The sequence below is a fragment of the Halomarina halobia genome (assembly GCF_029338575.1).
Taxonomy (GTDB): domain Archaea; phylum Halobacteriota; class Halobacteria; order Halobacteriales; family Haloarculaceae; genus Halomarina; species Halomarina halobia.
Genome location: NZ_CP119992.1, coordinates 72,877 through 90,834, shown reverse-complemented (window position 1 = coordinate 90,834; position 17,958 = coordinate 72,877). Strand labels below are relative to the sequence as shown.

At 71.5% G+C, this 17,958-nt stretch carries 17 protein-coding genes; 13 read left to right on the top strand and 4 right to left on the bottom strand.

The genetic code is table 11. The features are described 5' to 3' along the window. Nucleotides 1-21: 21 nt before the first annotated feature. The 6 genes from P1K31_RS00425 to nadC all read left to right on the top strand — a co-directional run bounded on the left by P1K31_RS00425 (nt 22) and on the right by nadC (nt 6,694). Nucleotides 22-231, top strand: coding sequence for a hypothetical protein (locus P1K31_RS00425; RefSeq protein WP_276304301.1), 210 nt, complete (start codon nt 22-24; stop codon nt 229-231). A gap of 55 nt (nt 232-286) precedes the next feature. Beyond that, on the top strand, nt 287-1,459 hold the full coding sequence (locus P1K31_RS00420) for an outer membrane protein assembly factor BamB family protein (protein WP_276304300.1): 1,173 nt from the start codon (nt 287-289) through the stop codon (nt 1,457-1,459). Nucleotides 1,460-1,489: 30 nt separating this feature from the next. Further along, on the top strand, nt 1,490-3,049 hold the full coding sequence (locus P1K31_RS00415) for an amidohydrolase (protein ID WP_276304299.1): 1,560 nt from the start codon (nt 1,490-1,492) through the stop codon (nt 3,047-3,049). Nucleotides 3,050-3,277: 228 nt separating this feature from the next. Then, nucleotides 3,278-4,402: a quinolinate synthase NadA gene (nadA, locus tag P1K31_RS00410; RefSeq protein WP_276305756.1), complete on the top strand. Its 1,125-nt coding sequence runs from the start codon at nt 3,278-3,280 to the stop codon at nt 4,400-4,402. Continuing rightward, a complete protein-coding gene (locus P1K31_RS00405) occupies nt 4,399-5,877 on the top strand; it encodes an L-aspartate oxidase (RefSeq protein ID WP_276304298.1) in 1,479 nt (492 codons plus the stop codon). The genes nadA and P1K31_RS00405 overlap by 4 nt, the downstream gene beginning before the upstream one ends. Then, nucleotides 5,867-6,694 carry a carboxylating nicotinate-nucleotide diphosphorylase gene (gene nadC, locus P1K31_RS00400; RefSeq protein ID WP_276304297.1) on the top strand — a complete coding sequence of 276 codons (828 nt, stop codon included), beginning with the start codon at nt 5,867-5,869 and terminating at the stop codon, nt 6,692-6,694. The genes P1K31_RS00405 and nadC overlap by 11 nt, the downstream gene beginning before the upstream one ends. Before the next feature lie 6 nt (nt 6,695-6,700). Here nadC and gpmI read toward each other — a convergent pair whose 3' ends face one another. Further along, a complete protein-coding gene (gpmI, locus tag P1K31_RS00395; protein WP_276304296.1) occupies nt 6,701-8,281 on the bottom strand; it encodes a 2,3-bisphosphoglycerate-independent phosphoglycerate mutase in 1,581 nt (526 codons plus the stop codon). A gap of 712 nt (nt 8,282-8,993) precedes the next feature. On the opposite strand from gpmI, the gene P1K31_RS00390 reads away from it, so the two are divergent. Next, nucleotides 8,994-10,268, top strand: coding sequence for a DNA double-strand break repair nuclease NurA (locus P1K31_RS00390; RefSeq protein ID WP_276304295.1), 1,275 nt, complete (start codon nt 8,994-8,996; stop codon nt 10,266-10,268). A gap of 57 nt (nt 10,269-10,325) precedes the next feature. Here the strand turns inward: P1K31_RS00390 and P1K31_RS00385 are convergent, their stop codons facing one another. Beyond that, nucleotides 10,326-10,658 carry a DUF7113 family protein gene (locus tag P1K31_RS00385; RefSeq protein ID WP_276304294.1) on the bottom strand — a complete coding sequence of 111 codons (333 nt, stop codon included), beginning with the start codon at nt 10,656-10,658 and terminating at the stop codon, nt 10,326-10,328. A gap of 70 nt (nt 10,659-10,728) precedes the next feature. Continuing rightward, nucleotides 10,729-11,670 carry a DMT family transporter gene (locus P1K31_RS00380; RefSeq protein ID WP_379794417.1) on the bottom strand — a complete coding sequence of 314 codons (942 nt, stop codon included), beginning with the start codon at nt 11,668-11,670 and terminating at the stop codon, nt 10,729-10,731. 184 nt (nt 11,671-11,854) lie between these two features. Here P1K31_RS00380 and P1K31_RS00375 point away from each other — a divergent pair, with 184 nt between their 5' ends. From P1K31_RS00375 to P1K31_RS00350, 6 genes are all read left to right on the top strand, one after another. Further along, the gene (locus P1K31_RS00375) at nt 11,855-12,340 is read left to right on the top strand and encodes an Lrp/AsnC family transcriptional regulator (RefSeq protein WP_276304292.1); all 486 of its coding nucleotides are present in this window, start codon (nt 11,855-11,857) and stop codon (nt 12,338-12,340) included. Nucleotides 12,341-12,591: 251 nt separating this feature from the next. Then, nucleotides 12,592-14,433 carry an ATP-binding protein gene (locus tag P1K31_RS00370; protein WP_276304291.1) on the top strand — a complete coding sequence of 614 codons (1,842 nt, stop codon included), beginning with the start codon at nt 12,592-12,594 and terminating at the stop codon, nt 14,431-14,433. A gap of 94 nt (nt 14,434-14,527) precedes the next feature. After that, entirely contained in the window at nt 14,528-14,950 is a 423-nt protein-coding gene (locus P1K31_RS00365; RefSeq protein ID WP_276304290.1) for a universal stress protein, read from the top strand. 80 nt (nt 14,951-15,030) lie between these two features. Beyond that, nucleotides 15,031-15,435, top strand: a complete 405-nt coding sequence (locus P1K31_RS00360) for a MoaD/ThiS family protein (RefSeq protein ID WP_276304289.1) — start codon at nt 15,031-15,033, stop codon at nt 15,433-15,435. A gap of 111 nt (nt 15,436-15,546) precedes the next feature. After that, nucleotides 15,547-16,197: a helix-turn-helix domain-containing protein gene (locus tag P1K31_RS00355; RefSeq protein WP_276304288.1), complete on the top strand. Its 651-nt coding sequence runs from the start codon at nt 15,547-15,549 to the stop codon at nt 16,195-16,197. 68 nt (nt 16,198-16,265) lie between these two features. Next, nucleotides 16,266-16,931 carry a nitroreductase family protein gene (locus P1K31_RS00350; RefSeq protein ID WP_276304287.1) on the top strand — a complete coding sequence of 222 codons (666 nt, stop codon included), beginning with the start codon at nt 16,266-16,268 and terminating at the stop codon, nt 16,929-16,931. Nucleotides 16,932-16,955: 24 nt separating this feature from the next. On the opposite strand, the gene P1K31_RS00345 is transcribed toward P1K31_RS00350, so the two are convergent. Continuing rightward, on the bottom strand, nt 16,956-17,909 hold the full coding sequence (locus P1K31_RS00345) for a DMT family transporter (protein WP_276304286.1): 954 nt from the start codon (nt 17,907-17,909) through the stop codon (nt 16,956-16,958). Nucleotides 17,910-17,958: the final 49 nt, after the last annotated feature.

The following is a 17,958-nucleotide window of genomic DNA, read 5'->3' as shown; positions in this document are numbered from 1 at the left end:
CGCCGAGCCGGTAGCCCGCGCATGGTCGAGATCGAGGACGACGCCGTCGTCCCGTTCGTCGAGGCGCTGGACGGATCCCGCTGTCCCGAGTGCGGCGCGACCGTCGAGTGGACGGTCAACCTGGACGCCGACGGGACGACGTACCGGGCGCAGCACTGCGGCAACGACTACTACCTGGTCCCCCACCACTACCGATTCGTGGTGGACGAGGGCGGCGTCTACGAGGAGTGAGCGGACGCGGCGATCGTGATAAAATTTATGACAGTGCGGTCCACCGGGGTACTCGATGCCCTCCACCCGCCGCGGCTTCCTCGCAGCGTGCGCCGCAACGACGTTCGCGGGCTGTAGCGCGCTCGCCGACGGCGAGCGCGACCCGCCGATCACCTGCGGACCCTCGGACTACGACTGGCCGACGTTCGGTCACGACCCGTCTCGGACGAGCGCGCTCGGCGGGCGCGACCTCCCGCCCGCCGACGCGCCGGTTCGACGCCTCTCGCACACCGGGACGACCCCGAACGGGGGCGGGAGCGTCGACGGCGGTCCGGTCGTCGACGGCGGCGTCGCGTTCGTCGCGGGTGACGTACGCGTCGAGGCGCGCGACGCGGAATCCGGCGACCGCCTCTGGTCGTTCGAGGACGTGAACGACGGCGTCGGGACGAGCCCCGCACTCGCCTGCGGCGCGCTCTACGTGAGCGCGCTCAACCGGACGGTCGCGCTCGACGCCGCCACCGGCGAACGGCTGTGGAGCGCGGACGTCGGCGTCGCCGCCTTCGACGACACCGCGTCGCCGACCGTTCGCGACGGAACCCTGTTCGTCCCGGCCTCCGGCGTCGTCGCCGCGCTCGACGCGGAGACCGGGGAGAGGCGCTGGACCGCCGCCGTCGACGGCGGCGTCGCCGGGGTGGCCGTCGGGGACCGGGCGTACGCCGCGGCCCACACGAACGACGGCGGGCACCTCGTCGCGATCACGCCGGCCGGCGAGCGGTGGTGGCGGACCGACGACCTGGGGGAGCTGTACACCGCCCCCGTCGTCGCCGGGGGGACCGTCTACGCCACCTCGAAGCGCGGTCGCCTCTCCGCGGTCGCGACGGCCGACGGGAGCGTCCGCTGGACGCAACGCATCGCCGACGGGGTGTACGCGCCGCCGGCCGTCGCGGACGGCCGGGTGTTCGTGCCGGCGGGGAACGGTCGGTTCGCGCGCGCACTCGACGTCGAGACGGGCGAGGCCCTCTGGCGGGCGGAGACGGGGCCGAGCACGGCCGCGCCGGTCGTCCTCGGCGACGAGGTCCTCGTCGGGAGCGCGAATCGAGGGATATTCCTGCTCGACGCGGCGACCGGTGAGGCCCGACGGCGGATCGCGGGCGACCGGCTCGGGGTCGTCGGTTCGCAGCCCGTCGTCGCCGGAGGACGGCTCTACTACCGGCTGGCGACGAACTCGGACGTGTACGTGATGGGCTAGCCTTTTGTCCGCCCGACGCGCCCTACCGCCATGACAGCGCCAGCGGATCTCGTGCTGACGAACGCGGCGGTCCACACGCTCGCCGAACCCGACGAGGTCCACGGGGCGGTCGCGGTGCGCGACGGTCGCGTCGTCCGCGTGGACTCGGCCTACGAGGTGCGGTTCCTCGAAGGGGCGGACACGACGGTGATCGACCTCGACGGCGGGGTCGTCCTCCCGGGGTTCGTCGACGCGCACACGCACCTGCCGATGGTCGGTCGGTCGCTGGTCCACGCCGACCTCTCCGCCGCCGGCTCCCCGGCAGAGGCCGTCTCGCTCCTCCGCGAGTCAGCCGACGACGAGGGGGTGATCCTCGGGTACGGGTACGACGAGAGCGCGTGGGAGGAGGCGCGCTACCTCACCCGCGAGGACCTCGACGCGGTGAGCGACGAGCGCCCGGTCGTCGCCTTCCGCGAGGACATGCACACGGCGAGCCTGAACGCCGTCGCGCTCTCCCGGTTCGTCGGGGAGATGCCCGACGGCGGCGTGCGCCGCGAGGGGGGCGAACCGACAGGCGTCGTCGTCGAGGAGGCGGTGGACGTGCTCTACGCCGCCGTGGAACCCGACGCCGAGGGGGCGCGCCGCCTGATCGAGGCGGCGCGCGACCGGGCGCACGAACTCGGCGTCACCGGGGTCCACGACATGGTGCGGAAGTCGGCCGCGCCCGCCGTCTACCGCGACCTCGACGCCGAGGGAGCGCTCGACCTCCGGGTGCGGATCAACTACTGGAGTGACCACCTCGACTCGCTGGTCGACCTCGGCGCGCGGACGAACTTCGGGAGCGACCTCGTGCGCACGGGCGCGGTCAAGAGCTTCACCGACGGGAGCTTCGGCGCGCGGACGGCGAAGCTCTCCGAACCGTATCGGGAGGGCGATGAGACCGGCCAGTGGGTCGTCCCGCCCGAGGAACTGGACGAACTCGTCACGCGCGCTGACGAGGCGGGACTGCAGTTCGCCGCCCACGCCATCGGCGACGCGGCGATCGAGGCCGTGCTCGACGCCTACGCGGAGCGCCCGCGCCGTCCCGCGCGCTCCGATAGGCGCGGCCAGGCGGACGCGCGCCACCGCGTCGAGCACGCCGAACTCCTGCGCGACGACCTGATCGAGCGCCTCGCGGACCTCGGCGTCGTCGCCTCCGTCCAGCCGAACTTCCTCAAGTGGGCGCGCGAGGGGGGCCTCTACGAGGACCGCCTCGGCCGCGAGCGGGCGCGGGAGACGAACCGCTACCGCGACCTGCTCGACGCGGGCGTCCCGCTCGCCTTCGGGAGCGACTGCATGCCGATGGACCCCCTGTTCGGCGTCCAGCAGGCGGTCACCGCGCCCGACGAGCGCCAGCGCCTCACCGTCACCGAGGCGCTGCGGGCGTACACGAGCGGCGCGGCCTACGCCGGCTTCGACGAGCATCGGCTGGGGACCGTCGAGGTCGGCGCGCTTGCCGACCTCACCGCGCTCGCGCGGTCGCCGTGGGAGGTCGATCCGGCGGCCATCGCCGACATCGAGGTGACCCACACCGTCGTCGACGGGCGCGTCGTGTACGAACGCGGCGACTGACGCCCGGTACGGGCCGCGGAACGCGGCGGAGCGTGCGGGGGTTTCAAAGAATCGTCTTCTATCCCGCGTATAGATTCCGTCCGTTCTCGCTCCGGCCATATCGTCCTAGTATATACTCCAACTGTCTAGTTGAATCAGTATTCTTCATCCTATTCTAGCTATGTAGAGGAAAATTATTCATAATGGCCGATTGTACGCCGCGAGTACGAGGAGATACCCGTGCCGAAGATGGAGACGACCGGGTTCGAGACCGATCTCAGCCTGTTCAAGTACGGCGACCTGGAACAGCTCCCCGACGCGTACCGCGCGCTCGACGAGGACGACCGGGAGGACCGCATCGCCGCCGCGCGCGAGGCGCTGGGCGACGACGTGATCGTGTTGGGGCACAACTACCAGCGGCGGGAGATCGTCGAGCGCGCCGACTTCGTCGGCGACTCCTACGAGCTCTCGAAGCGGGCAGCCGAGTCGGACGCGCGCTACGTCGTGTTCTGCGGGGTGACGTTCATGGCCGAGTCGGCGGACGTCATCACCGACGACGACCAGACCGTCGTCCTCCCGTCGATGGAGGCCTCCTGTCCGATGGCCGGGATGGCCGAGGCCCTGCAGGTGGACGCGGCGTGGGCGGACCTGACCGCGGCGCTACCCGACCGCGAGATCGTTCCGGTGACCTACATGAACAGCTACGCCGACCTGAAGGCGTTCTGCGCCGAGCAGGGCGGTCTGGTCTGCACCTCCTCGAACGCCCACCGCGCGTTCGAGTGGGCGCTGGAGCGCGGCGACGCCGTCCTCTTCCTCCCCGACAAGCACCTCGGGGAGAACACGGCCCACCGCCTCGGCATCGCGGGCCGGGCCGTCGAGTGGGACCCGTGGGCACCCGAGACGCAGAACCCGGACGCCGTCGCGGACGCGGACGTCGTCCTCTGGGAGGGCTACTGTCAGGTCCACGAGCGGTTCAGCGTCGAGCACGTGGAGCGCGTGCGAGCGGAACATCCTGACGCGAAGGTCGTCGTCCACCCGGAGTGCCGGCGGGAGGTGGTCGAGGCCGCGGACCGCGCGGGGAGCACGTCCGCCATCCGCGCCGCCGTCGCGGACGCGGACCCAGGCGAGACGTGGGCCGTCGGGACCGAGATTCACCTCGTCCGCCACCTCCGGCGGTGGCACCCCGAGGTGACGGTCCTCCCGCTCTGCGGGGACGCCTGCGTGGACTGCAACGCCATGCGCCAGGTGGACCCGAACTACCTGACGTGGATGCTCGAGGAACTGGCCGCGGGCCGCGAGCGCAACGTCATCGAGGTCACGCCAGAGGAGAAACGACTCGCGGGAATAGCCCTCGACCGGATGCTCCGGCTATGACGACCGACGTACTGGTGATCGGGAGCGGCATCGCCGGGTGTTCGGCCGCGCTGGCCGCCGCCCGGGCCGGGGCGCGGGTGACGCTCGCCACGAAGGCGACCGCGCCGGACGAGTGCGCGACCTGGCGGGCGCAGGGAGGGATCGCCGTGCCGCGCGGTGGTCCGGACGCCCTCGCGCGGGACGTCCGCGCGGCGAGCGACGGGTGCGCCGACCCCGACGCCGTCCGCGCACTGGTCGACGGCGCGCCGGAGGCGGTGGCGGACGTGTTGCTCGACACGCTCTCCGTGCCGTTCGACCGCGACGGCGACGGGTTCGACTACGGCCGCGAGGCGGCCCACTCGGCGCGGCGGGTCCTCCACGTCGACGCCAGCACGGGACGGCACGTCCTCGGGCCGTTCCTCTCGCACCTCCGCGGGCGCGAGCGGGTGACGATCCTGGAGGACACGGCCGCGCTCGACCTGCTCGCCCGGGATGGGCGCGTCCACGGCGCGTGGCTCGAGCGCGACGGGGACGTCGAGGCGTGCTTCGCGGGCGCGACGGTGCTCGCCACGGGCGGGATCGGCGCGCTCTTCCCCCGCTCTACGAACCCCGACGGCGCGACCGGCGACGGCATCGCCATGGCCGCGCGCGCCGGAGCGTCCGCCGAAGACATGGAGTACGTCCAGTTCCACCCGACGGTCGCGGGCGGTGACGAGCCGTTCCTCGTCAGCGAGGCCGTCCGGGGCGAGGGGGCCCTCCTGCGCGACGGGAACGGCGAGCGGTTCGCGGCGCGGTACCACCCGGACGCCGAACTCGCGCCGCGGGACGTGGTCGCGCGGGCCGTCGCCCGTGAGCGCGAGCGGACCGGCGAGGTGACCCTCGACGTGTCGCCGCTCGACTTCCGGGCCGCGTTCCCCGATCTCGCCGCCCGCTGTGCGGCCCGCGGCGTCGAGTGGCGCTCGGGGATCCCGGTCGCGCCCGCCGAGCACTTCCTCTGCGGCGGGATCGCGGTCGACCGCGAGGGGCGGACGGGCCTCGATCGGCTGTTCGCCGTCGGGGAGTGCGCCCGGACGGGCGTCCACGGCGCGAACCGACTCGCGAGCACGTCGCTGCTCGAGGGGCTCGTGTGGGGCCTGCGCGCCGGCGAGGCCGCCGCCGGGTACGAGTCGACACGGATCGACGCCCCGCCACCGCTCGACGACGATCCGCCGCTCCCGCCGGCGTTCGCCGCGGACAAGTTCGCGCGGCTCCGCCGGATCGTCGGCGAGCACCTCGGCCTCGAACGCGACCCCGACGGCCTGCGACGGGCGCGCGCGGCGCTCCGCCGCCTGAAGGGCGAGGCGGACGCCTACTGCCGGACGCGGACCTCGCGCGATCTCTACGAACTGCGGGCCGCCTGCGTGACCGCGCTGCTCGTCGCCAGGGCGGCCGGCAGAAACCCCGAATCGCGAGGGTGTCACCACCTGACCGCAGAGGCGAGCGGGCGTGCTGACTGACACCCAGGTCGAGTCGTGGCTGGTCGAGGACGTCGGCCACCACGACGCGACGGACGACGTGCCCGGCGAGGCGAGGGGGCTACTCGTCGCGCGCGAGGCGGGCGTCGCGGCCGGACTCGACGCCGCGCGCGCCGTCTTCGACTACCTCGGGGTGGACGCGGAGCCTCAGGTCGAGGAGGGCGACCGCGTCGGGGCCGGTGACGCGGTCCTCGCCGTCGAGGGACCGGCGCGCGACGTGCTCCGCGGGGAACGGGCGGCGGTCAACGTCGCGGCCCACGCCTCGGGAATCGCAACCCGCACCCGCGAGGCGGTCGACGCGGCCCGCGCGGCGAGCGCCGCGGTGCGCATCGCCTGCACGCGCAAGACGACGCCGGGGCTCCGCGGGGTGGAGAAGCGCGCCGTCGCGGCGGGCGGCGGCGACACCCACCGCCTCGACCTCTCGCACGCCGCGATGGTGAAGGACAACCACGTCGCCGCGCTCGGCCTGGAGCGGGCGGTCGAACGCGTCCGCGATCGCGTCTCGTTCGCCACGACGGTGATCGCGGAGGTCGAGCGGCCGGCGGACGGTCCGCGCGCGGCGGCCGCCGGCGCGGATGCGGTCCTCTTCGACAACCTGCCGCCCGCGGCGGTCGAGCGGGGCGTCGAGCGGCTCCCCGCCGGCGTGCTGGCCGAGGCGAGCGGCGGCATCGCGCTCGCCGACGTGCCCGCCTACGCCGCGACGGGCGTCGACGTGATCTCGATGGGGTCGCTCACCCACAGCGCGCCCGCGCTCGACTACTCCTTCCGGGTGGAGTGTACCGCCGAGCGCGACGGGTGACGGGCCTCACTCCACCAGCGACTCGCCCGTCATCGCCTCGGGTCGCTCGATCGCCATCAGTTCGAGGAGCGTGGGTGAGATCGAGGCGAGTCCGGCCCCCTCGCGGAGCGTCCGCCCCCCGTCGGTCCCGTCGGGCCCGAGCAGGACGACGGGCACCGGGTTGAGCGTGTGGGCCGTGTGGGGGTCGTCCTCGGTCCCCATGTCGTCGGCGTTGCCGTGGTCGGCGGTGACGATCACGTCCGCCCCGGCGTCGAGGAGGGCGTCGACCAGTCGTCCGAGCTGCTCGTCCACCGCCTCGACGGCCGCCACGGCGGCGTCGAAGTCGCCCGTGTGGCCCACCATGTCGGGGTTGGCGTAGTTGAGGATCAGGAGGTCGGGGTCCTCCCCCGCGACGATCGAGACCGCCGTGTCGGTCAACTCCTCGGCGCTCATCTCGGGTCGCTCGTCGTAGGTAGACACGCCGGGGCTCTTCACGATCCGGCGGATCTCGCCGTCGAACGCCACCTCGCGCCCCCCGTTGATGAAGTAGGTGACGTGGGCGTACTTCTCCGACTCGGCGAGGCGCGCCTGGGTCAGGCCGCGCTCCGCGACGACCTCGCCGAGCGTGTCCTCGGGCTGGTGCGGCGCGAACGCGACCGGGAGGTCGAACGTCGCGTCGTACTCGGTCATCGTTACCGGGTGAATCTCCGGGGGGTCGGTCTCTGCGTCCCACTCGGGGCGGATGTCGGCGAGCATGCGGACGAGCTGGCGCGCGCGGTCGGCCCGGAAGTTGACGAAGACGACCGAATCGCCGTCGGTCAGGTCGGGCCCGCCCTCGATCAGCGTCGGCTCGACGTACTCGTCGGTCACGCCGCGCTCGTAAGATGCCTCGCACGCCTCGACCGCGCTCGCCGCCTCGAAGGGCGCGTCGCGGTTCACGATCGCCTCGTAGGCGCGCCCCGTCCGCTCCCAGTTCCGGTCTCGGTCCATCGCGTAGTAGCGGCCGCAGACGGTCGCCACGCGGCCCGTTCCGGCGGCCTCGATCGCGGCCTCGAGTTCGCCGAGGTAGCCCGCGCCGCTCTTCGGGGGCGTGTCCCGCCCGTCGGTGAAGGCGTGCGTGACCGCCTCGACGTCCCGCTCTGCGGCGAGGTCGATGAGCGCGCGGAGGTGCTGCTGCATCGAGTGGACGCCGCCGTCGCTGACGAGGCCCATGAGGTGCACGCGGCCGCCGTTCTCCCGGGCGTACTCGAACGCCCCGTCGATGGCCGCGTTCTCGGCGATCGACGGGTCGGCCGCGGCGGCCCCGGTCGGCTCCTGGTCCGCCGCCGGGTCCCACGCGGCGATCGAGTCGGAGATGCGCGTCGACGCCTGCTTCACCACCCGCCCCGCGCCGATGGTGAGGTGGCCGACCTCGCTGTTCCCCATCTGCCCTTCCGGGAGGCCGACCCACCGCCCGTGGGTCTCGAGCGTCGAGAACGCGCCGGCCTCGCGGAGACGGTCGAAGGTGGGCGTCTCGGCCGCCGAGACCGCGTCCCGGCCGCCCTCGGAGACGAAGCCGCTTCCCGAGCCGAGACCCCAGCCGTCGAGGATGACGAGCGCCGCTTTCATCGGCTAGTGGATCGCCATCCGGGCGTAACTAGGCTTCGACTCACAGGGGGAGAGCGGTGGGGGCGAGCGTTTAGATCGCGGCGAGCGTGCCTCGGACGCGCTCGACACGTCAGAAACGCGGGGAGCGGAACTACCTCGAAAGCCCTCGGGGGCTCCGCCCCCGGGGGACACGCTGCGCTCCTCGGTTCGCTCGTTTTCACTCGCTCACCTGCGGTGCTTGCGGCCTCCGGGGTCGCGCACCCCCCTCGCCCTTTCAGTCCACCAGGAGACTCGTCGTACTCGTCTCCTGAGCCCCCGTTCGCTCGCCTGACGGCTCGCTCACGGGAACAGCAGGGACACACCGCACCGCACAGCACTGCAGGCCTGCCATTCCCCGGGTCGGGCGACGGGACGCCCTCCCGGCCACGCGGCTGGGCGCGCTTCCTGCGCGCCCGACGGAGACGGGTAGGGGCCCTGGTGTTCCCGCGAGCGAACGGGGATACATGAGACCCGCCTCGCCCGTTTCCCGGTGGACTGAAAGGGCGAGGACGGAGGGCTTTCGAGGTAGTTCCGACAGCGTCTACAGCACGCCGAGAGCGTTCGACGTGTCCGCTCCTCCCTGCTCGATCTATAGAGTCGTTCGATACACCACCGACCCTCGCACACTCACCGAACAGAGATCGTCACCGTGACCGCGATGCCTTTTTCCCGGCCCCGCGCGACCACCACGCGCATGACTCTCGACCCGGTGCACTTCGACGGCATCACGCGGCTCGCCCGACGCATCCGGCAGAACGTGGACGCGAGCGACCACCGGGACATGGCCGAGCGGGTCTGGGGCGACTGGCTCGACCCGCTGCGCGAGGACGGGGACGTCATCGTCGAGCCGATCGGCGAGCGGCGACGCCGGATGGTCGACGTGACGGAGGTCGCCCTCCAGGACGACCCGTTTCCGACCCAGCACGGGCTCGACTCGGGGACGATCAACCCGACGACGTTCAAGAACGGGCTCGTGCTCGACGTGGCCCACGCGGCGATGAGCGCCGTCCCCTCCGACCTCGATCTCCACCGGGGGCGGACGGTGGTGATGACCGTCCACTCGAACGACGCGACGACGTCGCTGGCCGACGACTGGGTCATGGAGGACGGCGGCTACGTGCGCCAGCGGGTCCTCCACGCCCCCCGGGTGAGTCGCTACGAGGCGGCCGTGGTCCACGAACTCGCGCTCTACCTCGCCGAGAGCGAGCACGCCTGCACCAACGCCGACGTGGTCGACGACCTGCTGCTGCTCGACGGTCCGATCTACCCGAAGGGGCTGCTCAACTGGGCGAACCGCGAGCCCGAACTGGCGACCCTGCTCGCCGAGGACGAGCGGCCGCGCGACGTCATCGAGAACTACCTCCGGCTCGTCGAGACGTTCGTCGAGCGCGAGGTGCCGCTCGCCGGGTTCGTGAAGACGCCCATCTCGCGGGCCATCACGCGCACCGTGCGCAAGGGGTCCGGGAACGCGCCGTGGGTGAACGACGCGGCGTTCTTCTCGCAGGTGCTCGAACGCCGCGAGGAGGTGGACGGCGAGTGGGAGCGACGGACGGACGCGCTCACGTTCACCAACTGGTTCGTCTCGCGGGGCGGTGCCGACCGCGAGCTCTCGACGCTCGGCGACACGTTCGGCCTCGACCGGGAGTTCGACCCCGCCGCCTACGAGGTGACGTTCTGCGTCGTCTACGACCCGCGGACGGACGTGGTCTATCGCGTCGAGGCGCCGGCGGCGTTCACGCGCGACGAGGCGCTCCGCGAGCGCCTGCTGCTACAGGTGCTCAAGGGCGTGGCCGTCGAGCGCGGCCCGCCGAAGGCCGTCGCGAAGGCCGACAGCCTCGCGCGCATCGGGCGCGCGGAGACCGTCGCGCTCCAGGAGGCGCTCGAGGAGGCGTTCGACACAGAGCGCGACACGGACTACGACGACGACCGCTGGGGGGCGGGAACGTTCGGGTACGGGAACGCGGACTAGACGCGATCGCCTATCGACGCCGGTACCCGATCGGTGCGGGCGTCGATGGGGAGATCGCTACTCGTCGGCCTTGATGACCTCGATCTCCACGTCCCGCTCGGGGACGCCGATCCGGGCGAACTGCGTTCGGATGTGGTCCTTCGCGGCCGCGACGGCCTGGTCCTTCGTCTCGAACCCCCGCGGCATCGGCGACTCGAAGGCGACGCGGACCTCCTCGCCGTCGACCATCTGCACGGACCCGCCGGTCTCGACCGCGTAGAACTCGTCGCAGATCCAGACGTACGGCGCGTCCTCGTCGGGCGCGCCCTTGAACTCGGGGGCCTTCTCGCCGCGTTCGAACAGCGTTCCGGTGAGATCCGTCCCGCCGCCGTGTCCACGGATGAGGAGCATATACCCTCTCTACATCCGCCCAGCGGAAAAAGCGTGCGTCGTCCGGGTCGCCGCGGGGCGAGGTACCGAATCACTCGCCGGCGACGGCGTCCGTCGCGCTTCCGGCCAGCGTGAAGAGCGCGTCGCGCTTGACCAGCGCGAACCCGAGGAAGATGACCCCGAAGCCGACGAACGCCGTGCTGTCGATCAGGTGCCCGAGGAGCAGCCAGCTCATCGCCGCCGCGACGACGGGTTCGACGTAGCCGACGAGGTTGATCTCCGTCGGCCCGATCCGATCGAGCAGGTCGAAGTAGAGGAGGAACGCGACGACCCCGGAGACGAGCGTGAGGTAGGCGAGCGCGGGGAGCGCCGGGCCGGACCAGTCGATCGCGGCCATCGACTCGCCGCGGACGCCGCCGGCCGCGAACAGCAGGCCCGACCCGACGAGCATCCCCCACCCCTGCATCGAGCTGATCGGGAGCGCCGACTCGATCGGGCGGGTGAGCACCGCCCCGAGCGCGAAGCAGGCCCCGCCGAGGAAGACGAGGGCGACGCCCAGGAGGCTGGAGCCCGCGAGCGCGGCCGGGTCGGGCGCGGCGACGACGACCACGCCGAGCAGCCCGAACGCGAGGCCCGCCACCTCGACCGCCCCCAGCCGCTCGTCCGCGAGGAGGGCGCTCGCGAACACCGCCGTCAGCACCGGCGAGAGGCTCACGACCACCGCCGCGACCGCGCCGGGGACGTAGAGCTCCCCGAGGTAGAGCAGGCCGTGGTAGCCCGCGATGATAAACGCACCGACCACGCCCACGGCGGCCCAGTCGTCGCGCGTGACGGGCCGCCAGCGGTCGGTCGTCAGCGTCGCGTACCCGAGGATGATCGCGCCCGCGACCGAGTAGCGGAGCGCCGCGAACAGGAGCGGCGGGAAGTGCTCCAGGCCGACCTCGATGGCGACGAACGACGTCCCCCAGAACGCGGCCAGGATAACGAACAGCACCCCGTTTCGTGGTAGATAACTCCAACTTCGTGTCGTGATCATGTAATCTTGTGCAAGCCTGGACGGCGAACGGACTTAAACTCTTCTACAACTTAGACGATATTGATAGAAGAATCATGCATAATATTGACCTCTATTCGAATTGGTCGTGGGGGTCGTGCTCGGTCCGCGGCTCGCGTCGAGTGGGGTAGATTCAACCCCTCGCCTCCCGACGTGACGGGCGATGGACGAGCGCGACATTCGGCTACTCAAGGCCATCGCCGACCTCGGCACCGGGAGTCCCGAGCGGCTCCACGAGGAGACGGGCATCCCGGTCTCGACGATCCACTACCGGCTGAACAACCTGAAGGACGACGGCGTCATCGAGAACGACCTCTACGACGTGAACCTGGAGGAGTTCGGCCTCGGCGTCACCGTCCTCGTCGAGGTGCTCGCCGACTACGACGGCCCCTACCGGGAGGTGGGCGAGAAGCTGCTCGCCGTCGAGGGCGTCACGCAGGCGCACTTCACCATGGGCGAGACGGACTTCGTCGTCGTCGCGCGGCTCACCGGATCGGAAATGGTCGAGCGGCTCATCAGCGACTTCGAGGCCATCGAGGAGGTCGAACGGACGAACTCGACGTACGTCATCTCGACGCTCCGGGACACGCACAACGCCCTCCAGAGCTACAGCCTGGAGACGCTGATCGAGGAGCTGGCGGAGGAGTAGCGCCACACTGACCGGAGGCGGGAGCCGCGGGCCGCGGCGGTGACGAACGTCCACCGCGAGCGGCGGAACCGCCACGATTCGGGTTCTTCGGCTAAGTAGTTCACCGACGGGGATAGCGGTGCGGGTCGGAGCGAGAGGGACGCGTTCGGGTCGGGCCCGGCCGGCGCGGCGTGCCGTCACTCCGAACGCTCTGCCACCGCGAACCTTCCGACGGGGAAACGGGTTTTACCGAGCGCCCCGACGGCTCTGCCATGACCGACCTCGAGGACTTCTCCGACTACCAGGCGGACGGCCGGGACGAATCGGCGACGAGCGAGTCGGGCGCGGACGGTGCGGAGGAGACGGAGGAGACGGAGGCAACGGAGGAGGCGGACGCGAACGCGAAGGACTTCGAGCGCGTGGAGGTGCCCGACGTCGGCCCCGATCGCGGCATCGGGACGCTCTCGGCGTCGGAGGGGCTGGTCGTCAGCGAGGACGAGCGCGACACGCGCCTGCGGGCGTACGTCACCGTGGAGAACCGCCGTTCGGTCCGCATCGGGACGTACCTGCTCGCGCGGTATCCGGATGGCGAGCGCCTGTTCGCGCGGGTCACCGCCCTCGAGTACGCCCAGGAGTTCCGCGCGGACGACGCGACGGAGATCCACGCCCGCCGCGCGATGCGCTCGCGGGGGATCGACGAGCAGGACTACAAGTTCATGGCGACGCTCGAACCGGTCGCCGTCCTCTATGAACAGGGGGGCGAGTTGAAGCGCCGGATGACCGACCGGGTGCCGAAACCGGAGACGGTCGTTCGCCCGGCCACCGACGCAGAGGAGATCAAGACGGGGCTGAAGATGCCGAGCGAGGGCGTCTTCCTCGGACACCTCTCGGTCGGCGGCGAGAAGGTCAGGACGGCGGCCGAACCGCCCACCATCGACTACCGCCTGAAGGACGACTACGAGGCGGGCGACCCGCTCGTCTTCCGCCACACGCTCGTCGCCGGCGGGACGGGGTCGGGGAAGACCCACGGCGCGAAGAACGTCCTCCGGCAGTATCTCGCCGAGGAGCGCGCCTACCCCATCGAGTCCGGCGGCCGCACCGTCCGCCCCGCGGTCGTGCAGTTCGACCCGCAGGACGAGTACGCCCAGATGCACGACGACAACGACGACCTCGACCGCGAGACGGCCCGGCGCTACGAGCGCGAGGGGATCGCCCACGGCGGCCACGGCGACACGATCGCGTTCGTCCCGAAGGTGGGCGACGCCTCGTACTCGGCGAGCCACCACCGCGCGGAGCAGGTCGAGTTCACGCTGCCGTTCTCGATGGTCCGGGACAACAAGTGGCTCGTCGCCGGGTCCGGCCTCAACGACAACCAGTACGGCGCGCTGTCGTACCTCCTCGATCGCTTCTTCGGGGACTACGGCGACGGCGGGACCTACCGGGAGTTCACGTCGTTCCTCGACGATCCCACGCTCCGCGAGGAACTGCACGAGTCCGGGCGCGTCCACGAGGCGACCTACGATGCGGTCAAGCGCCGCGTCTACGGCTTCGGCGACGTGTTCGACCAGGAGGCCCCGGCCGTCACGGACCTGATCCACCGCTTCGTCCGCCCCGGCGGGCTGACGGTCGTCCCGACGTACCACATCGGCTCCTCGCGGGCGAAGGAGACGATCGTCCTCGCGCTCTCCAGCCTGCTCATCGATCAGAAGCTCTCGAACGATCCGCGGTACGACCGCATCAAGGAGACGCCGCTCGTGCTCGGAATGGACGAGGCGCACAACTTCCTCACCGACGCCGAGAGCGTCCAGGCGCGCAGGGTCATCGGGAAGTTCACCGAGGCGGCGAAGCAGGGGCGCAAGGAGCGACTCGGGCTCTTTCTCATCACGCAGGACCCGCAGGACATCGCGGACCCGGTGTTCAAGCAGGTGAACACGACGATCGTGCTCAATCTCGGGGACGAGGACGCCATCAGGTCGGTGAACATCCCCGCCTCGCTGGAGTCGAAGGTCCCCTACATGGAGAAGGGACAGATGGTCGTCTACTCGCCCGACAACTCCGAACCCGTCGAGATCATCGGCCTCCCCGACTGTCTGACGCGACACGGGCGCGACTGATCGCTCGCGGGCGGCCGCCGACAGGTGGCCGTCCCGCGTCAAGTCGTGCTACCACGGCACAAAGGTCATTACCGTCCGTCGTGAGAGGTCACGTATGCGCCACGTGCTCATCCCGCTCGACGGCTCCGAACCCGCCGAGGAGGCGCTCGAACACGCCATGGAGGTGTTCCCGGACGCCCGGCTCACCCTCCTGACGGTCATCGACCCGAGTTCGGGGTTCGCCACCGGGGCGAGCGCGCCCGGCACCGCCGAGGTGTGGTACGAGACGGTCCGCGAGCGGGCGGAGGAGCGGCTGGCGGAGGCGAGAGAGCGGGCCGAATCGCGCGGGGCGACCGTCGAGACGGTCATCGAGACGGGCCGACCCGCCGCGACCATCGTCGACTACGCCGAGAAGAACGGCGTCGACGGGATCGTCATGGGGAGCCACGGGCGGCGGGGCGTCTCGCGGCTCCTGCTCGGGAGCGTCGCCGAGGCCGTCGTCCGGCACTCGTCGGTCCCGGTGACGGTGGTCCGCTGATCGCGGACGTCCTCAAGCCGCCCGTCGTCACCGAACGTGTTCGGGGCGTCTGCCTTGCTCGCGCGTCGCCTCCCCCCGGCATGAGCGCGACCGACCGGCGCGAGCACGCGGAGGGACCGGAGACGACGGTGAACGTCCGGTGTACCGGGCACGTCCGGACCGCCCTCGGGACGCCCCGCTTCGAGTTCACCTTCGAGGGGACGACGCTGCGGGCGTTCCTGACCGCGCTGTTCGACGAGCACGGCGACGACCTGCGCGAACTGCTCATCGCCGAGACGGAGGCGGAATCGACGGCCCGCGGCTGGGCGCGCCCGCCCGCGGAGCTCCCCGGAACGTGGCGGAAGAACCCCGAGGGCGAACAGACCCGGGCGTACGCCCGCATCCTCGTCAACGGTCGGTTCAACGAACACCTCGGCGGGTTCGACGCGGAACTCGAGGACGGCGACAGGGTGGCGCTCGTCTACCCGTTCATGTTCTGCTGTTAGGCCGGCGACGTTCCGCCGGACGGTGAGCGGGCTCGAGACGCCGGACGACGCCACGCGCCGTCGGGGACGACAGACGACAGGCCTATGCCCGCGACGCGACCGACCACGGGTATGGCACACGCGCGACTCCGCGTCTCGCTCCCCGAGGGGACGTGGATCCGGGACGTCTCGACCGCACACCCCGACGCGCACGTCCGCGTCCTCGCGATCCTCTCGCGGACGACTAGCGGCGTCGGCCTCGTCAGCATCGACGCCCCCGACCTCTCCGCCGTCCTCGACGCGATGCGCGACCACGAGGGCGTGACCGCCCTCGACGTCGTCGAACGGACCGACGACCGTGCAGTCGTCCGGTTCGAGACGCCGGAACCGCTGCTGGCGTTCGCCAGCGGGGCGGCAGGCGTCCCCATCGAACCGCCCGTCGACATCCGGGACGGCGAGGCGACGCTGACGGTGACGCTCCCCCACGAGCGCCTCTCGACGCTCGGGGAGGCGCTCGACAGCTTCGGTCTCGACCACGCCGTCGAGGCCGTCTACCGGGCCGCTGAGGACGAGCGCCTGCTGACCGAGCGCCAGCACCGCCTGCTGGCGCTCGCGGCCGAGCGCGGCTACTACGACACACCCCGGGAGTGCACGCTCACCGACCTCGCCGAGGAGGTAGGGCAGGCGAAGTCGACCGTCAGCGAGGTACTCCACCGCGCCGAGGGGCACCTCGTCGACGACTACCTCGGCGACGGAGACGACGTCGGACGGGCGGCGAGGTAGCACACCGGAATCGGCGGCGCTCGCCGCGTTTCGGGGGTTCAAACGGTCCGCGTTCCACGGTTCGGTCGATGGCAACTACGGATCAGACCGAGGGACGCGCGACGTTCGACGCGGTCGTCCGGGATCGACGCTCCGTCCACGACTACAGCGACGAACCGGTCGACGACGAGACGCTGGAGGAACTGTTCGACCTCGTCCGGTACGCCCCGTCGTCGTACAACCTCCAGCCGTGGGAGTTCCTGGTGGTGCGCGAGGAGGGGAACCGCGAGGCGCTGCGGGAGGTCGCGTACGGACAGGAGCACGTGACCGACGCGCCCGTCGGCGTCGTCGTGCTCGGGAACACCGATCCCGCCGCTCACGCAGATCGGGTCGTCGACGACCTCCTGGAGAAGGGGTACCGCCCGGATCGGGCGGCGCGCGACGGCCTCCTCGAACGGATCGAGGGGCTGCGGGATCGCGACGAGGCGACGAACCGCCGCTGGGCGGTCCGGAGCACCGCGCTCGCCGCGATGACGCTCATGCACGCGGCGCGGAGCCGCGGCCTCTCGACCTGCCCCATGGGAGGGTTCGACCCCGAGGCGCTGCGCGAGACGTTCGACGTCGGCGACGAGTACGAACCGGTCGTACTCCTGACGCTCGGCTACCCGGCCGACGGGGCCGCGGACCGCGAGAACGAGCGGAAGTACCGCCGTCCGGTGAGCGAGATCGTCCACCACGAGACCTTCGACGCGTAGCCGGATCCACGAACGCGTCGCCCGCTAGTCGTCCGCTCCGACCCCCGATCCTCGCCGTACCGTCGTGAGTTCCGCGCGGATGGCCTCGCGCTTGATGAGGACGAAGCCGACGACGATGATCAGGAACCCGACCGCCGTCCGGAGCGTGATGAGTTCGCCGAGGAAGAGGAGCCCCGAGAGGGCGGCGAAGACGGGCGCGACGTAGGAGACGAGGTTGATCTCGATGGGGCCGAGGCGACCCAGGAGGTCGAAGTAGACCAGGAAGCCGAGCGCGCTCGCGGCCAGCGAGAGGTAGCCGAGCGCCGCGAGCGCACCGAGGGCGTCGGGTCCCGAGAGGGCGTCGAGCATCGGCGCGACGCGCTCGCCGCGGGCGGCGCTCACGACGTGCATCAGCAGCGCGCCGCCGAGCATCGACCACGCCTCCATCGACTCGATGGGGAGCCCCGAGTCGAGCCGTTGGCTGGCGACGCTCCCGAACGCGAACGACAGCGCCGCCGCGAACACGAGCGCCTTGCCGACGACGCCCGCGGTGAGGAGGTTCGACGGGTCGCGAACCGAGAGGACGGCGACGCCGAGCAGGCCGAGCAGCAGGCCGGCGATGCCGGAGACGCTGAGGCGCTCTCCCGGGAGCGCCGCGCGGGCGATGGCGGTCGTGAGCACGGGCGAGAGGGAGACGATCACGGCGGCCGCCGCGCTCGTCGTGTTCTGCTCGCCGACGAACAGGAAGGCGTGATAGCCTGCGATCAGGAAGACGGCACCGACGAGCACGTCGGCGACCTGTCTCCGCGTCCGCGGGAACGGGTCGTCGAGGACGTAGAGGGCGTACGCGAGCATCACCAGCCCGGCCACGTCGTAGCGGACGGCGGCGAACAGCACCGGCGGGAACCCGTACAGGTCGAGCCCCGCCTTGATGGCCATGAACGCGGACCCCCAGACGGCGGCGAGAACCAGGAACAGAGAGAGGTTACGGTAGCGCACACCGACCGTCGGGCGGCGGGACCGGTGAACGTTTCGACGGGGGCAGGGC

Bases quoted from the DNA above. Each gene is read 5' to 3' on its own strand.
- P1K31_RS00425 (WP_276304301.1), top strand. From the start codon at position 22: ATGGTCGAGATCGAGGACGACGCCGTCGTCCCGTTCGTCGAGGCGCTG.
- P1K31_RS00420 (WP_276304300.1), top strand. From the start codon at position 287: ATGCCCTCCACCCGCCGCGGCTTCCTCGCAGCGTGCGCCGCAACGACG.
- P1K31_RS00415 (WP_276304299.1), top strand. From the start codon at position 1,490: ATGACAGCGCCAGCGGATCTCGTGCTGACGAACGCGGCGGTCCACACG.
- nadA (WP_276305756.1), top strand. From the start codon at position 3,278: ATGGAGACGACCGGGTTCGAGACCGATCTCAGCCTGTTCAAGTACGGC.
- P1K31_RS00405 (WP_276304298.1), top strand. From the start codon at position 4,399: ATGACGACCGACGTACTGGTGATCGGGAGCGGCATCGCCGGGTGTTCG.
- gpmI (WP_276304296.1), bottom strand. From the start codon at position 8,281: ATGAAAGCGGCGCTCGTCATCCTCGACGGCTGGGGTCTCGGCTCGGGA.
- P1K31_RS00390 (WP_276304295.1), top strand. From the start codon at position 8,994: ATGACTCTCGACCCGGTGCACTTCGACGGCATCACGCGGCTCGCCCGA.
- P1K31_RS00385 (WP_276304294.1), bottom strand. From the start codon at position 10,658: ATGCTCCTCATCCGTGGACACGGCGGCGGGACGGATCTCACCGGAACG.
- P1K31_RS00375 (WP_276304292.1), top strand. From the start codon at position 11,855: ATGGACGAGCGCGACATTCGGCTACTCAAGGCCATCGCCGACCTCGGC.
- P1K31_RS00370 (WP_276304291.1), top strand. From the start codon at position 12,592: ATGACCGACCTCGAGGACTTCTCCGACTACCAGGCGGACGGCCGGGAC.
- P1K31_RS00365 (WP_276304290.1), top strand. From the start codon at position 14,528: ATGCGCCACGTGCTCATCCCGCTCGACGGCTCCGAACCCGCCGAGGAG.
- P1K31_RS00360 (WP_276304289.1), top strand. From the start codon at position 15,031: ATGAGCGCGACCGACCGGCGCGAGCACGCGGAGGGACCGGAGACGACG.
- P1K31_RS00355 (WP_276304288.1), top strand. From the start codon at position 15,547: ATGGCACACGCGCGACTCCGCGTCTCGCTCCCCGAGGGGACGTGGATC.
- P1K31_RS00350 (WP_276304287.1), top strand. From the start codon at position 16,266: ATGGCAACTACGGATCAGACCGAGGGACGCGCGACGTTCGACGCGGTC.